This is a genomic window from Bacillus sp. EE-W1, from assembly GCF_009760835.1.
GTDB lineage: Bacteria > Bacillota > Bacilli > Bacillales > Bacillaceae_G > Bacillus_A > Bacillus_A wiedmannii.
Genome location: NZ_WIPE01000074.1, coordinates 53,103 through 68,892, shown reverse-complemented (window position 1 = coordinate 68,892; position 15,790 = coordinate 53,103). Strand labels below are relative to the sequence as shown.

The window sequence follows — 15,790 nt, the reverse complement described above, 5'->3', positions numbered from 1 at the left end:
TGTCGAATTGACATCTCTTTTTTTAATGGGTTAAACGTAAGTTCTTCTCGAAAAAAGAATGACACATTCCGCTATTGTCACGCATATGATTAAGTGAATAGTGATTGAGGAGGGTTACGAATGTCCGAATTTAGAGAGATTATTACAAAAGCAGTGGTTGGAAAAGGACGTAAGTATACAAAGTCAACGCATACATGTGAATCGAATAATGAGCCAACAAGTATTTTAGGGTGCTGGGTAATTAACCACTCGTACGAAGCAAGAAAGAATGGAAAGCATGTGGAAATTGAAGGTTTCTATGATGTGAACACTTGGTATTCATTTGATGGTAATACAAAGACAGAAGTTGTAACAGAACGTGTGAACTACACTGATGAAGTGAGTATTGGGTATCGTGATAAAAACTTTTCTGGTGATGATTTAGAAATTATTGCTCGTGTCATTCAGCCACCAAATTGTTTAGAAGCTCTTGTATCACCAAATGGTAATAAAATTGTTGTAACTGTAGAACGTGAATTTGTAACAGAAGTAGTTGGGGAAACGAAAATTTGTGTAAGTGTAAATCCTGAAGGTTGCGTAGAATCAGACGAGGATTTCCAAGTCGATGATGATGAGTTTGAAGAATTAGATCCGAACTTTATCGTCGATGCAGAAGAAGAGTAATAGAAAGCTAGGGAGAAGTTCTTCCTAGCTTTTTACTTTACATAAGTGATGCTTGAATGAACATGATTCCTTATGAAATGTGCTATAATGAGGAAAGACTCCTGAAATAGGAGATATGGATGTCCGTGAAGTGTGACATATATGAAAATCGATTACTATGTAAGAATTATGGAGGAAAAGTATGACTCAATATACCCCTATGATACAGCAATATTTAAAGGTTAAGGCAGACTATCAAGATGCCTTTTTATTTTTCCGATTAGGTGATTTTTATGAAATGTTCTTTGAAGATGCGGTTAAAGCAGCTCATGAACTTGAAATTACATTAACGAGCCGAGATGGTGGTAGTAGTGATCGTATACCGATGTGCGGTGTACCACATCATGCAGCTAAAAATTATATTGAACAACTTGTTGAAAAAGGATATAAAGTAGCTGTTTGTGAGCAAGTGGAAGATCCAAAAACAGCTAAAGGTGTAGTACGCCGTGAAGTAGTACAACTAATTACGCCAGGAACGATGATGGAAGGGCGTACTATTGATGAGAAAGAAAATAACTTCTTAGCAGCATTAACACATTTTGAAGATGGATCGTATGCTTTAGCTTGTAATGATTTAACGACTGGACAAAATACAGTAACGTTGTTAACAGGTTCAGTAGAAGATATTTTATTAGAAGTGTATGCAACTGGTTCAAAAGAAATTGTTGTAGATTCTACATTTTCAAAAGATGAATTAAATAAATTAACTGCAACATTAAAAATGACGATTTCGTATGAAGATGCAACAACGATTCCGGAAGGGTTAGAACATCTTGTGAAAAACGTTTCGCAAGCAAAGTTAATTAAAGCAGTTGGACGTTTATTTAACTATGTAATAAGAACGCAAAAACGTTCGTTAGACCATTTACAACCAGTGGAAATTTATTATACGAATCAATTTATGAAAATTGATGTGCATTCAAAGCGAAATTTAGAGCTGACAGAAACACTCCGAACGAAAGAAAAAACAGGATCATTATTATGGCTATTAGATAAAACGAAAACAGCTATGGGTGGTCGTATGTTAAAACAGTGGATGGAACGTCCGCTGATCCAAAAAGAAAAAGTAGAAGAGCGTTTAGAAATGGTTGAAACATTTGTAAATGATTACTTCTTACGTGAAGATTTAAAAGAAAAATTAAAAGAAGTATATGATTTAGAACGTTTAGCAGGGAAAGTTGCATTTGGTAATGTGAATGCACGGGACTTATTACAGTTAAGACGATCTTTACTTCAAGTACCGGCTATTTTAGAAGCGATTAGTTTGTTAGATAATGCTTATGCAGCAAGGTTAATTCAAGGTGCGGATCCATGTGAGAGCTTAACTGAATTACTAGGAAGAAGTATTCAAGAAAACCCACCGCTTTCTATTAAAGATGGAGATATTATTAAAGACGGTTATAATGACAAGCTTGATCAATATCGTTACGTTAGTAAAAACGGGAAAACGTGGATCGCTGAGCTTGAAAAACGAGAGCGTGATATTACAGGAGTTAAATCGTTAAAAATCGGGTACAACCGTATTTTCGGCTACTACATTGAAGTGACGAAGGCGAATCTTGCAGCGCTTCCAGAAGGCCGCTATGAGCGTAAACAAACGCTTGCTAATGCGGAACGTTTCATTACAGATGAATTGAAAGAAAAAGAAACATTAATCTTAGAAGCAGAAGAGAAAATTGTACAATTAGAATATGATTTATTTACAGCGCTTCGTGAAGAAGTAAAAGTATTTATTCCGAGATTACAACATTTAGCGAAAGTAATTAGTGAATTAGACGTACTGCAAAGTTTCGCGACAGTTAGTGAAGAAGAACAGTTTGTAAAACCTGTTTTAACAACTAAGCGCGAAATCTTTATTAAAGATGGTCGTCATCCTGTCGTTGAAAAAGTATTGAACGGGAAATTGTATGTACCGAATGATTGTATTATGCCGGAGAAGATGGATGTCTTTTTAATTACAGGACCGAACATGTCTGGTAAAAGTACGTATATGAGACAATTAGCACTTGTAACTGTTATGTCACAGATTGGTTGTTTCGTACCAGCAACAGAAGCGGTATTACCTGTATTCGATCAAATCTTTACGAGAATTGGTGCAGCGGATGATTTAATTTCGGGTCAAAGTACATTTATGGTCGAAATGTTAGAAGCGAAAAATGCAATTGCAAATGCATCAGAAAGAAGCTTAATTTTATTCGATGAAATTGGACGCGGTACATCTACGTATGATGGTATGGCACTTGCACAAGCAATTATTGAACATATTCATGACCAAATTGGTGCGAAAACGTTATTCTCTACGCATTATCATGAATTGACGGTGCTAGAAGAAAGTTTAGGACAATTGAAGAATGTACACGTTTCAGCTATTGAAGAGAATGGAAAAGTAGTATTCCTTCATAAAATCCAAGATGGAGCAGCTGATAAAAGTTACGGAATTCACGTTGCGCAACTTGCGGAGCTTCCAGATAGCTTAATCGCTCGTGCGAAAGAAGTGTTAGCGCAACTAGAAGGACAAGAAGAAATTATTATTCCAAAGCGTACAGAAGTGAAAGTACAAGAAGTGGCTCCAGAACCAGCTGTTGTAAAAGAAGAACCAGCAGAAATACAAGAGACGAAAGTAGAGACTGAGGAAGAATCGCAATTATCATTCTTTGGTGGAGAACAGTCTTCGAAAAAACAAGACAAGTCAGTTCTAGATGCAAAAGAAACGGCAGTACTTGCGCAAATTAAAAAAATTGATTTACTTGATATGACACCTTTAGAGGCGATGAACGAACTGTATCGCTTGCAGAAAAAGTTAAAGAAAGGATGAGTAAGTAGATGGGGAAAATTCGCAAACTCGATGATCAACTCTCTAACTTAATTGCGGCAGGGGAAGTAGTAGAGCGCCCTGCCTCAGTCGTAAAAGAACTTGTGGAAAATTCTATCGATGCGAATAGTACATCTATTGAAATCCACTTAGAAGAAGCTGGTTTATCAAAAATTCGCATCATTGATAATGGGGATGGCATTGCAGAAGAAGATTGTATCGTCGCTTTTGAACGACATGCGACGAGCAAAATTAAAGATGAAAACGACCTGTTTCGCATTAGAACACTCGGTTTCCGCGGTGAGGCATTGCCGAGTATTGCCTCAGTTAGTGAATTAGAATTAATCACTAGCACAGGTGATGCGCCTGGTACACACCTTATGATTAAAGGTGGAGACATTATAAAGCAGGAGAAAACAGCGAGCCGAAAAGGAACAGATATTACAGTACAAAACTTATTCTTTAATACACCAGCGCGTCTTAAATATATGAAAACCATTCATACAGAGCTTGGGAATATTACAGATATCGTGTATCGTATTGCAATGTCACATCCAGAAGTATCATTAAAGCTGTTTCATAATGAAAAGAAATTGCTTCATACATCAGGAAATGGTGATGTAAGACAAGTACTTGCATCAATTTATAGCATTCAAGTTGCGAAGAAGCTTGTTCCAATTGAAGCTGAATCTTTAGATTTTACAATTAAAGGCTATGTCACATTACCAGAAGTAACGAGAGCATCTCGAAATTATATGTCAACGATCGTAAATGGTCGTTACGTTCGAAATTTCGTATTAATGAAAGCCATTCAGCAAGGATACCATACATTACTGCCAGTCGGACGATATCCAATCGGCTTCTTATCGATTGAAATGGATCCAATGCTTGTTGACGTTAACGTACATCCAGCGAAATTAGAAGTTCGTTTTAGTAAAGAACAAGAATTACTAAAGCTTATCGAAGAAACATTGCAATCGGCATTCAAAAAAATACAGCTCATTCCAGATGCAGGTGTAACAACGAAGAAAAAAGAAAAAGATGAAAGTGTGCAAGAACAGTTCCAGTTTGAGCATGCGAAGCCGAAAGAGCCATCTATGCCAGACATTGTTTTACCGACTGGCATGGATGAAAAACAAGAAGAACAACTGGCTGTGAAACAGCCAGCACAACTGTGGCAACCGCCGAAACAAGAATGGCAACCACCACAGTCGCTCGTAAGGGAAGAACAAAGTTGGCAGCCATCTACTAAACCGATAATGGAAGAACCAATTCAAAAAGAGAAATCGTGGAACAGTAACGATGAAGACTTTGAATTAGAGGAATTGGAAGAAGAAGTTCAGGAAATAGAAGAGATTGAAATGAACGGTAATGACTTACCACCGCTTTATCCAATTGGACAAATGCACGGAACATATATTTTCGCTCAAAATGATAAAGGCTTATATATGATTGACCAACATGCCGCGCAGGAACGTATTAATTATGAATACTTCCGGGATAAGGTAGGAAGGGTAGCGCAAGAAGTACAAGAACTACTTGTACCATACCGTATTGACCTATCTCTTACTGAATTTTTACGTGTCGAAGAGCAACTAGAAGAACTGAAAAAAGTTGGACTATTCTTGGAGCAATTCGGCCATCAATCCTTTATCGTCCGCTCGCATCCAACGTGGTTCCCAAAAGGTCAAGAAACAGAAATTATCGACGAAATGATGGAACAAGTTGTCAAACTAAAAAAAGTGGATATTAAAAAGTTACGTGAAGAAGCAGCCATCATGATGAGCTGTAAAGCATCCATTAAAGCAAATCAATATTTAACGAACGATCAAATATTTGCTTTACTGGAAGAACTACGTACAACAACAAACCCATACACATGCCCGCACGGAAGACCGATTCTTGTGCATCATTCTACTTATGAGTTGGAGAAGATGTTTAAGAGGGTTATGTAGGGATACTGTTCATAGAGAAAAAATGGTTTCTTGTTATTTTAATAAAATATAGAGTGAAATAAAAAGGAGCGATAGTAATAAGTCGCTCCTTTTTAATATAATTCTTTTCCAACTATATTTTTAAAAAACATTTATAAACTAGAGATAACCAGATAAGCTCAACCTATTTGTACTTTATATGTGCTTTCTCATTTTTTGTAAGGGAAGAGTTTTTAATTTACAGACTTATCGGAATTATGTAAAGTGTAGATAAAACCATAAAATGGGGTGTTCTTTATGTGTACTAGTTTGACATTACAGACAAAAAACGGTCAGCACCTTTTTGCAAGAACGATGGACTTCACATTAGATATGAATCAAGAAGTAATAATTATTCCTCGACATTACCAGTGGAATAATATAACTGGTGAAATTATTAATACGAAACATGCTACGGTTGGAATGGGTATTAATCATCAAGGAAGGATCATTATGGCGGACGGAGTAAATGAAGCAGGTATGACATGTGCAACACTCTATTTTCCAGGATTCGCTACTTATAGTCAAAGCATAGATGACAACAATACAAATTTGGCTCCATTTGATTTTGTGACTTGGAGTCTGACACAATTCAATTCTGTCAAAGAGTTAAAGAAATCTGTAGATAGCCTTACCTTTTTGGATATACCATTACCGGATTTAGGACTTACGCCACCGCTACATTGGATTTTAGCGGATAAATGGGGAGATTGCATTGTACTGGAGCCGACAAATGAAGGGTTAAAAATGTATGATAACCCACTAGGAGTGATGACGAATAGTCCGGAGTTTAATTGGCATTTGCAAAATTTAAGACAATATATTGGCCTTAAATCGCAGCCATTCGCGCCAACTGAGTGGAGTAACTTACCATTAAGTGCTTTTGGTCAGGGCTCAGGTTCAATGGGACTTCCAGGGGATTTCACCCCGCCATCAAGGTTTGTGCGAGCAGCATATGGCAAACAAAACATTCAAGGTATAGATAGTGAAGAAGAGGGAGTATCGGCCCTATTTCATATTTTATCAAATTGCGAGGTTCCTAAAGGCGGAGTAATAACAGAAGAAGGTGCATTAGATAATACCATATATACAAGCGTAATGTGTATGGAGTCCGGAACATATTATTATCATACCTACGATTGTAGACAAATTATAGCCATTCATTTATTTCATGAAAATTTAGATACAGATGAGATTAAAGCTTATCCGTTCCAACGGAAACAAAAAATATTTTATGAAAACTAAGTAGCTTTGAAACAACTTTTAGTAAATTTTTAAATATATATAATAGAGCAATAATGGCCAATATAATTGTTGGGTGCTTCTTTAACTTTGTGATTTATCATAAATTTACTCCTTTCTTCAATTACGCCAACGAGTAAATTTATGCTGGTAGGAGCATTGGCTAAGAAATTTATTTTTAATTAAACTAGTTTTTATTTTTTCTAGAGGGGCCATTAAAGTGCTACTAGGTAAAATAAATATGGGCGTACTTTATTTATAAATAGTAAAGAACAAAAAAGGGTATGGAAACTATCCATACCCTTTTTTGTTCTTTTATTATCTATGTATAAAAAAGCGCTGTATATCAGCACTTTTTAAAAGTACATGAGTTGTATAAGAAAAATTTATTTATTACCTATAACTATGCAAGGTCTAATATAGATTCTTATATATTTAGTGCTATAAGGGCCTATAAGGTTATTTGTTTTTATTATTATTAATTTTTTCCGTATATAACACCTGTTCTTTATAGTGTTTTTTAATTGGGAAAGTATGTGTACCAGAGCCGTTTTTGAAAGTTTTATTGATGGGGTTTTTTAGCGGGATTGTTGTAGTTTCAGTAAATTCATATGGGTAGTTTATTTTAGATTTATCTTCAAACATGAAAATGCCTCCTTTTAGGATTTCCTGAATTCTTTACTATAACATGATATGCATATAGATTTTTTTGGGACTAGTTATTTATAGAGGTTAATGGAATTAAATTACGTAACTACTGAAATATTTCAAAGGAAAACAATGTGAGAAATATATGATAATGCTTCTTTTATTTATTAGGGAAGGGAATAATGCATATATATTCGTTATAAATTGTTTTTATAATATGGGTTTATATAGACTTTTCCTGATAATATAATGCGGGAGATTATAGTGTTATTAGGTTATTAGGAACATTTAATGCTGTTTCATAACTGAAAGGAAATTGAAAAAAAACTGAAACTTTTCTCATAAAAATTCAATCTAACTTGAAAAATGAAAGGAAAATGAAATTTTCCAAAAGATATTCTTTGTTAAGATAAAAAGCATACATACAAAAAGTATTGACATATCTTAAAAATGTATTTTCAAGATATAGTGGGGGAAAAGATGAGAGTAGAAAAACAATTAATAAAAAAGATGTATTATGAAACATTCCTAATGGAGAATGAAACAAAACCACCTATTGATGTACTTGGAGAAGCTTATGTAAACGAAGAAAGAAATGAGATTTCTGATGGATCTTACATTCGTTTTGCACAAGGTGAATTTTATTATCGCCATCAAGATTTTGAAGCGGCTATTTTTAAATGGGAAAAAGTTAGTAATGAATTAGCACCATGGGCACAAAAAAATATTGCCGATGCTTATTTCGAGCTTAATCAATTACCAGTTGCTGAAAATGTTTATACGTCCATTACTACTGATAATATAATATTGATGACGGAGATTAGATTACAATTACTTTCTCTTTACATAGAGCAAAATAATTTTGACTCTGCTTTCGCTGTTATTAAAGAAGCAGTTTCTTTAAATCCGGATTATCCAAATGTCACAAAAATTGCCCGTTCCTTTTATGAGGAGCAGCAAGATTTTGATAGTGCAGTAGAGCTTGCTGTGAATGAGTTAATTCGAACAGAATCTTATCCGTGGTTTGAGGTTTTAAAAGGATATATCGATAAAAGATTTACTAAACATATTTCACCAGATTATTTTTATGAAGTATTAGTTACGTTAAATAATGTAGATCAAGTACAATTTACGCAAATGGTTTCATCACTTTGGAATAGTTATAAAAACGAACAAAATTACTTATCATGGCTTAACACAATAAATGAATTTTTCTTACATATTGAAATACATTCGTCCGATATATGGGACAAAATTTCTTCTCTTTACGAAGGAACGTACTTTGAATTAATTCGAGGTCAATATATCCTTAAACAATTGCACGATATCATTCCAAACTTGTTAACAAATTGGTTAAAGGTTGTTAATCCATCTTATGCTGTATTTCCATCTGCAGCTGTATTGGCATGGGATGAGATTTTCCCTTCCGAAATAGATTCAGCAAATATAAAACATGCTGAAAACCTGTTGTTATATTCTATTAATCATGTGGATGGCTTAGAGTATAGTTTGCATCTTTTTGAATCTATTACAGAGTGGGCACAAAAACATAATATAGAAATGGGTCACCGATTTAGATGGTTAGTTGGCGAGCTCGCAGATTTAAGTACAAATCGCATTTTAGTAACGGGAACTTCAGGAAACGGAAAAACTACATTTATTAACTCTATAATAGGAGAAAATATATTAGAAAAATCAATTTCAAATGTAGTAGTTTTAAAAAATGATGCGCATACAGAAATTAACGCCATAACAGACTTAGCAATTACAACAACTGAAGATGTCTCGGATTACCATAATATGATGTCTCAGCACCATCAAACATGTAGAGATAGAGCATGTGTTGAATTTAAATTACCATGCAGATTTTTAAGTGAAAATAAACTTACATTTGTAGTTACACCTGGATTTAATAGGAATAACGATACTAGAGATGAGGTATTCGAATATTTAAATTCTGTAGACGAATTACTATTCGTATTGAATGCGGATTCACCTTTTACTGACAAAGAACGTGATATTCTATTAAGCATTCAAGAACATACACCAAATTTACAAATTCATTTCTTATTAAATAAAATCGATAACATTTACAGTGATGCAGAAGTGAAAAGAGTATTACATGATACGCAAGCGAGAATAAACACATATTTCCCGCATGCGAGAATTTTCCCTTACTCTTCGTTATATACAAGTAGTCAACAATTAAATGATTTAACTGAGTTTATTCATTTTAACTTTAATCATAAAAATGTCGATGCAGAACGTACGGAAAAGCTATTGTTTTTCATTCGAAAAACAATTACATATCTATTGGATAAACGCGTTGAGAAAGAAAACAATTTAGTGGATTCTATTCATTGGAATGAAGATATGCTAGTGAAACTAAATGGTAGCAGTAATAATCTTACTACTTTTGAGAAGGAAAAAATTCATTTCATTACACAGTCATATCGTACAATGAAAACGGAAATTACGAATGAACTTACTGAAAATATTCCGAAGATATTACAGAGTTGTTCAGATTTAATTAGTGAAGAAAGCGATTTCGGGCACATTGATACGGAACTAAATAAAGCGATGAATGAAAGAGTACATAAATATTTAGAACAAACTGTATTACCTAATTTTGCTCTTTCTATGAAAAATTGGATTGCGATTTCTAATAATGAGCTCCTTCAAAGTCAATCGTACTTAGAAGAACTTAGTGAAGGACTTAATTCTTTATTTGGAGAAAATCGAATACAGTTAGAATGTGATTTTAAAGTGCTTGATGACTGGCGCAGAGATACTGACAGAATGACGACTAGAATACAAATGGATGAAGTAAATATTTTACGTCGCTTTACGCCAGCACAATTTATACTGAAAAGTGCCGGTAAATTATTTGGAGTTCTTCCTAAAAACAAAGGTATGCTATATAACAAATACAAACAGTATGTAGAAAATGAAGATTATACTGAGGTAACGGCTTCTATTATGAAGAAATTTTTCTTGCAATTTGAGCTATTTGAAAACACGCAAGAGCGGGATATTAACATATTCTTTAGGAATCCATTTAACTCCTTGAAACAAGCTGTAGAAAATACTCATTTAGAAATACAAGAAAAACAAGAGATGTTACATAAGATGAAATCACAACCTGAAGTTTATCATGATTCTATCATGCTCTTTGAATTGAGATTACGTCAATGTGAAGTAATTTTAAATATAGGTGATGATCATACCTATACAGATGTAACTTTAGAAACAAGCGTAGAATAAAAGTAAAATATACGAGGTTTTTATATGACATTGCATCATATGTTATACGATAGTAAAAGGGAGCAACTTATTACAGTTGCTCCCTTTCATATTTAGATTATTTTTCAGTCTCTTTAATTTTAGTTTGTACTTCGCCAGTTTTAATTTTATTACTTTCTGAGAAACGTAATAAATCGCCTTCAATAATTTTGTCAGACATTCGTAATTCATTTTGTGCACGGTTAATGAGTGCTCGTGCTTCTTTTTTTGGTAAATCTACAATTTCACCTGTTATGCGGTCATAGAAAGTGTTGTTTGTGTATGCATACTTGTTTGTAATAAAGCTACCATCACGTAAAACAACAAAACCGGTATATTCATCTGAAAACATATCATGACCAAAACGAATATCGTTCGTAGTATCAATCCCAAGTAAGTTTAGAATAGTAGGTTTTATATCGATTTGTCCCGTAGGTTTTGAAATCGTTTGACCTTCTGTTTGGCCAGGCATATGAATATATAAAGGTGTGCGTTGTAAATTTAAAGTATCAAATTCTGTTATTTGATCTTTTTCTAAAAACTGTGCCATTGCACGATTGTGTTTTTCAGAAATACCATAATGATCACCATACAACACAATAATAGAATCATCATACATTCCCTCGGCTTTTAAACGCTCAATAAATTTTTTAATTGATTCGTCTAAGTAACGTGCTGTTACGATATAACGATCAAATACACCATTACCAGAGTTGTATGGTTCAATGAATTTTGTATCTTCATCATAAGTAAATGGATAATGGTTCGTTAAAGTAAGGAAACGAGCGTAAAATGGTTGGTCAACAGTTTTTAATATATCTACTGATTGATCAAAGTATTCGATATCTTTTAATCCCCAATTTAAATTTGTTTCGGGCGTAATTTTGTAATCAAGTTCATTATAGTAACGATCATAACCGAGAGCAGAGTACATAATGTTACGATTCCAAAATGTTGCGTTATTCGCATGGAATACAGAAGTGAAATAACCTTGCTGACGTAAAATCTCTGGAGTCGCAGTATAATCATTGTTACCGTGCGTGAAAAATACAGCTCCTCGATTTAATGGATACAGCGACGTATCGATTAGAAATTCAGAATCGGACGTTTTTCCTTGCCCAGTTTGGTGGAAAAAGTTATCGAAGTAATAGCTTTCATTGATGAATTCATTCAAGAATGGTGTAACTTCTTGACCGTTAACTGATGCGCCTATTAAAAAGGTTTGCAGGGATTCAAGAGTGACAACAATTACGTTTTTTCCTTTCGCTGCACCAAACATGTTAGGGTTTGGCTCACTTTGGTTTGCCTTTACGTAGTTTTCAGTTTCTTGTAATTTACTACTATCAGCAAGTGCTTTTTGTGATCCTGCTTTTACTTGCAGTGTTAAATCATATATTTGATGAGTGTATAGTCCTAAATTTTTAACAAGCATGACTCGGTCGAATGATCTCGTTAATAGTTCAGGGCGCTCTTTTTCTGCAAGGTGTAGATTCGCAAAAAATACACCTTGCAGAAAAAGAGAAAATATACGAAGCGTGCCGGATGAGTTACACGTCCGGTTTGGAAGACTAGTGCCTTCTTCTTTAACAAAATAAAGAAGAAAATAATGTCTACGAATGCGAGAATAATTTTGTAGTTCAATATTTCTATAATACTGCCGCCTAATTGGCCAAAGTTTGATGTTTGTCCAAGTACTGGTAACGTAACGAAATCACTATAAAAATCATAGAACATTACATTCCCAACAAGTACGATTGTTAATAAGAGATTAATACATAGAGCTATATAATTTCGCTTTTCACCGGTTGCAAATAATGCTAATCCGACAAAAGCTAATGATGCAGCGAGAGGGCTAATAAACAAAATAAGCTCTTGTGTAGAAGACTCAATTTTTAAATCAAAACTGAATCTTGTAATAAGATATGTTTTTAACCATACTGCTAACGCAATTATTAAAACAAAGCTTATATTTTGCATTTGTAAATTAATTTTATTCTTCATTTTTACACCTTCTTTATACGATTTATTTAACTTGTGTTATATATTATATTTTCATAACTATTAGAGTGTAATGAACCATTTAATGGTTTCTAAAGGTAACAATATGAAGTATTCATATACGTACAATAGGGAATTTTAAAGCGCAAATCTATTTTTGGAAATAGAACAGAAATAGTCATAGTTGTAGTAAAAAATACTTATAGACATCCTAACATATTAAACACTATGATGATGTTACAAAATATCGAACAAATGAAAGTGGAAATGAATAGAGGCTTTTAAAACTGTTGACATTCAATTTGTTAGAATTGAATGTCGATAGTTTTACCATACATAGTTATGTTAAATATGTATCTCGTAAAATCCCGATTTTTGGTGGGATAATCATTAGCGGGGGAAGGACAAGGTACATAAATAAAGCGTTATGGAAGTTAAAATATTTGATTGCTATCTTCATGAAAGAAATTAAATATGAGATAAATATTTTCCAACATACAACCCACTTGCAGCAGCTTGAGATAATGAATGAGTGACGCCTGAACAATCTCCAACTAAAAATAGTCCATGCACACTTGTTTCAAAATGGTTATTGATTTTTATCGTAGGAGCATAGAATTTTCCGTCAATTCCATATAATAAAGTATCTTTATCGATCGGTTCTTGGATGAATTGTTCTAAACGTAATAAAAATTCTTTAAGCCCTTCAATATATAATGGAGGAATTTCTGTATGCAAATCGCCATAATCTCCTTGTAGTGTAGGCTGTATACGGTTATGTTTCATGCCTTTCTCTGTTGTAGGTTGTTTATTTAGTAAGTCCTCTAAGCGCTGTATAACAATTCGATCTCGTCCTTGGTTAATGCTTTTAATAATTGAACTTGCGTATACATTTGCTTCTTTGAGAGTTGAAAAATAGCGTGGGATAAATAAAGTGAAATTTAAGTTAGGTGTGCCAGTTCCTTCCTCTCGAAAATTTTGACCGTCAGGCATAACTAAACCTTCTTCGTACTTTCTAATGATGCGTCCTTTCGGATTCATACAGTACGTAGTTGCTGTGAATTGTTCATGCTCATAAGAAAGTTTTGTCTCAAATGTATCTTTTAATATAGAACGTAATTGGTGTTCTTTCATCTCTACTCTAATACCTAAATCTACACGAGTTTGTTCCTGAGAAATATTTAGAGAAGTGCACATTTCTTTTAACCAATCCGCTCCGGAACGCCCAGTTGCAAACACTAGTTGCTTAGATTGAACTATTCCTTCATTTGTCTCTATTGTAAAATGATCTTTCTGTTTCATAATATGTTGTACATCTATATGAAATTGAATATTTATTTTCGTAAGTAAAAATTCATAGAGCTGCTGAAAAATGTCACTTGAAAGGGTAGTACCAAGATGTCTTACTTCTGTTGTTAGCATTTGTAAACCACACGTTTCAGCTCTCTTATTGAGATTTGGATTTTCTGTAGAGTATTTTGAAACAGAACTTCCTCCGAACTGACATAGAATTTCATCTACTTCAGCCATGAGTTGAATAAAGCTTTCTTTACCGACTTTTTGCTCAAGTTCTCCGCCAAATCCGTTTGTATAATTAAATTTCCCTTCAGATTTTCCTAAACCACCAAATCCGAAATATTTATCACATGTAGTACAAGTACACACTTTTCCTTCGTCTAAAGGACAATGGCGATCTTCTAGCGTTTTACCTTTATCAAGAATTAAAACCTTTTTGTTACTTTTAGTCAGTGAATAAGCCATAAAAATGCTACTTACTCCAGCACCGATAATTGTAACATCATACATATTTTTTCACCTGCTAACGAATAGTTTGTTTTTATTTTTCTAGTGTATAACAATTTTATGAAGTTAAGAAATAGCTTTTATTAATAAAAAGGGAGTTTTTGAACTCGATGCTTCTTTAATTTTTCGGAGTGATGAAGTAAATATAAATGTCTTTATTTAAAAGAAGAAATAGTTTTCAAAGATCACTATGTCATATGATAAATAAATTCTTACATATAAAAAAACAGACCTTTTAAGTGAGAAGGTCTGTTTTTTATATGTTATTTAGCGAAGACGTGGTTACCAATTACTGCTACTGTTTGACGTGTCGTAATCCATTTGTCTGTTGATGTTTTTGGATTGTAAAAATAAAGCCAATCAGAATGTATGCCATTTGTGGAGATAGCTTCTTCTACTGCCATTTTTGCTTCTGGGCTTGCAGGCTGATTAATTCTTCCATCTGTAACAGGAGTAAAGGCATATCCGTATTTAATAGGTTCATAAATAACGCTTGTTATTGTATTTGGAAAACCTTTTGCATTTACACGATTTAGTATAACTTTTGCTACAGCTACTTTACCTTTATAAGATTCGCCACCTGCTTCAGCGGTAACTAAGCGTGCCATTAAGTCTTTTTCTTTTTCTGAAATGCTTGAGTTAATTTTTAAATGTTGTCCTGTATAAAGCTTGTTTCCGGCTGTATTGTTAATTTGTTTTATAGATTGAACGGTAACGTTGTAACGCTTTGCTATCGTTTCTAATGAATCTCCCTGTTGTACTTGATAAATAATTTGTCTAGAAATGTTCGCAGGTTTGGGTTTGGCATTTTGACGAACGGTGATTTCATTTGAATTCATGGACCCTGGAATATTTAACTGCTCACCAATAAAGGTTTGATCGTTTCCTTTATTGTTAGCCTGTTTAATGGATTGTATTGAAACCCCATATTGTTTACTAATGCCCCAAAGTGTATCATTCTTTTTTACTGTATGAATGGTAGATGCTTCAGCTGTACTTTGATGACATACGAATGTAATTGCAGCTGCAGATATAGGGATTATATGTTTTATTTTTAATAATTTCATTGTAAATCCTCCTAGCAAAAATAAGGTAAAATTGTTAAGTAATATAGTTCAGAATGTCTATACATAATATTTTGATATAAGTATATTAGCACGTATAAAATAAATAATCATCATAAGTTTCTTATTTATGTAGTGTAGAGTCCGAATATGAAATATTGCATATGAAAATACATTGAAGTTCATATTGCTGATTACTATAATCTATTTAGTAGAAAGGGAATATGTTATATAAGTAAAATCATTATAGATTAATATAATGATTA

The 15,790-nt window shown here is 33.5% G+C and carries 8 protein-coding genes and 1 pseudogene; 5 read left to right on the top strand and 4 right to left on the bottom strand.

Features of this window, described 5'->3' with window-relative positions; genetic code table 11:
- Positions 1-120 precede the first annotated feature (120 nt).
- From cotE to GFJ36_RS19590, 4 genes are all read left to right on the top strand, one after another.
- Positions 121-663 (top strand): outer spore coat protein CotE, encoded by a 543-nt coding sequence (gene cotE / locus GFJ36_RS19605; protein ID WP_001288802.1) that lies wholly within the window; start codon positions 121-123, stop codon positions 661-663.
- A 181-nt stretch (positions 664-844) separates the two neighbouring features.
- Positions 845-3,517, top strand: coding sequence for a DNA mismatch repair protein MutS (gene mutS, locus GFJ36_RS19600; protein ID WP_097889680.1), 2,673 nt, complete (start codon positions 845-847; stop codon positions 3,515-3,517).
- An 8-nt stretch (positions 3,518-3,525) separates the two neighbouring features.
- Entirely contained in the window at positions 3,526-5,469 is a 1,944-nt protein-coding gene (gene mutL / locus GFJ36_RS19595; RefSeq protein WP_097889681.1) for a DNA mismatch repair endonuclease MutL, read from the top strand.
- A gap of 276 nt (positions 5,470-5,745) precedes the next feature.
- Complete coding sequence (locus tag GFJ36_RS19590; protein WP_097889682.1) at positions 5,746-6,732, top strand: choloylglycine hydrolase family protein; 987 nt, start codon at positions 5,746-5,748, stop codon at positions 6,730-6,732.
- Between the two features lie 456 nt (positions 6,733-7,188).
- On the opposite strand, the gene GFJ36_RS19585 is transcribed toward GFJ36_RS19590, so the two are convergent.
- Complete coding sequence (locus GFJ36_RS19585; RefSeq protein ID WP_000461129.1) at positions 7,189-7,374, bottom strand: hypothetical protein; 186 nt, start codon at positions 7,372-7,374, stop codon at positions 7,189-7,191.
- 483 nt (positions 7,375-7,857) lie between these two features.
- Between GFJ36_RS19585 and GFJ36_RS19580 the strand changes: the two genes are divergently transcribed.
- Complete coding sequence (locus GFJ36_RS19580) at positions 7,858-10,641, top strand: dynamin family protein (protein WP_157349723.1); 2,784 nt, start codon at positions 7,858-7,860, stop codon at positions 10,639-10,641.
- 97 nt (positions 10,642-10,738) lie between these two features.
- Here the strand turns inward: GFJ36_RS19580 and GFJ36_RS19575 are convergent.
- The 3 genes and pseudogenes from GFJ36_RS19575 to GFJ36_RS19565 all read right to left on the bottom strand — a co-directional run bounded on the left by GFJ36_RS19575 (position 10,739) and on the right by GFJ36_RS19565 (position 15,527).
- Positions 10,739-12,660 (bottom strand): annotated as a pseudogene (locus tag GFJ36_RS19575) (LTA synthase family protein).
- A gap of 465 nt (positions 12,661-13,125) precedes the next feature.
- Complete coding sequence (locus GFJ36_RS19570) at positions 13,126-14,463, bottom strand: NAD(P)/FAD-dependent oxidoreductase (RefSeq protein WP_097889685.1); 1,338 nt, start codon at positions 14,461-14,463, stop codon at positions 13,126-13,128.
- Positions 14,464-14,723: 260 nt separating this feature from the next.
- Positions 14,724-15,527, bottom strand: a complete 804-nt coding sequence (locus tag GFJ36_RS19565; RefSeq protein WP_097889686.1) for a cell wall hydrolase — start codon at positions 15,525-15,527, stop codon at positions 14,724-14,726.
- Positions 15,528-15,790: the final 263 nt, after the last annotated feature.

What these genes read in the sequence shown, in the direction of transcription:
- cotE (WP_001288802.1), top strand. Translation starts at nt 121, where the DNA reads ATGTCCGAATTTAGAGAGATTATTACAAAAGCAGTGGTTGGAAAAGGA.
- mutS (WP_097889680.1), top strand. Translation starts at nt 845, where the DNA reads ATGACTCAATATACCCCTATGATACAGCAATATTTAAAGGTTAAGGCA.
- mutL (WP_097889681.1), top strand. Translation starts at nt 3,526, where the DNA reads ATGGGGAAAATTCGCAAACTCGATGATCAACTCTCTAACTTAATTGCG.
- GFJ36_RS19590 (WP_097889682.1), top strand. Translation starts at nt 5,746, where the DNA reads ATGTGTACTAGTTTGACATTACAGACAAAAAACGGTCAGCACCTTTTT.
- GFJ36_RS19585 (WP_000461129.1), bottom strand. Translation starts at nt 7,374, where the DNA reads ATGTTTGAAGATAAATCTAAAATAAACTACCCATATGAATTTACTGAA.
- GFJ36_RS19580 (WP_157349723.1), top strand. Translation starts at nt 7,858, where the DNA reads ATGAGAGTAGAAAAACAATTAATAAAAAAGATGTATTATGAAACATTC.
- GFJ36_RS19570 (WP_097889685.1), bottom strand. Translation starts at nt 14,463, where the DNA reads ATGTATGATGTTACAATTATCGGTGCTGGAGTAAGTAGCATTTTTATG.
- GFJ36_RS19565 (WP_097889686.1), bottom strand. Translation starts at nt 15,527, where the DNA reads ATGAAATTATTAAAAATAAAACATATAATCCCTATATCTGCAGCTGCA.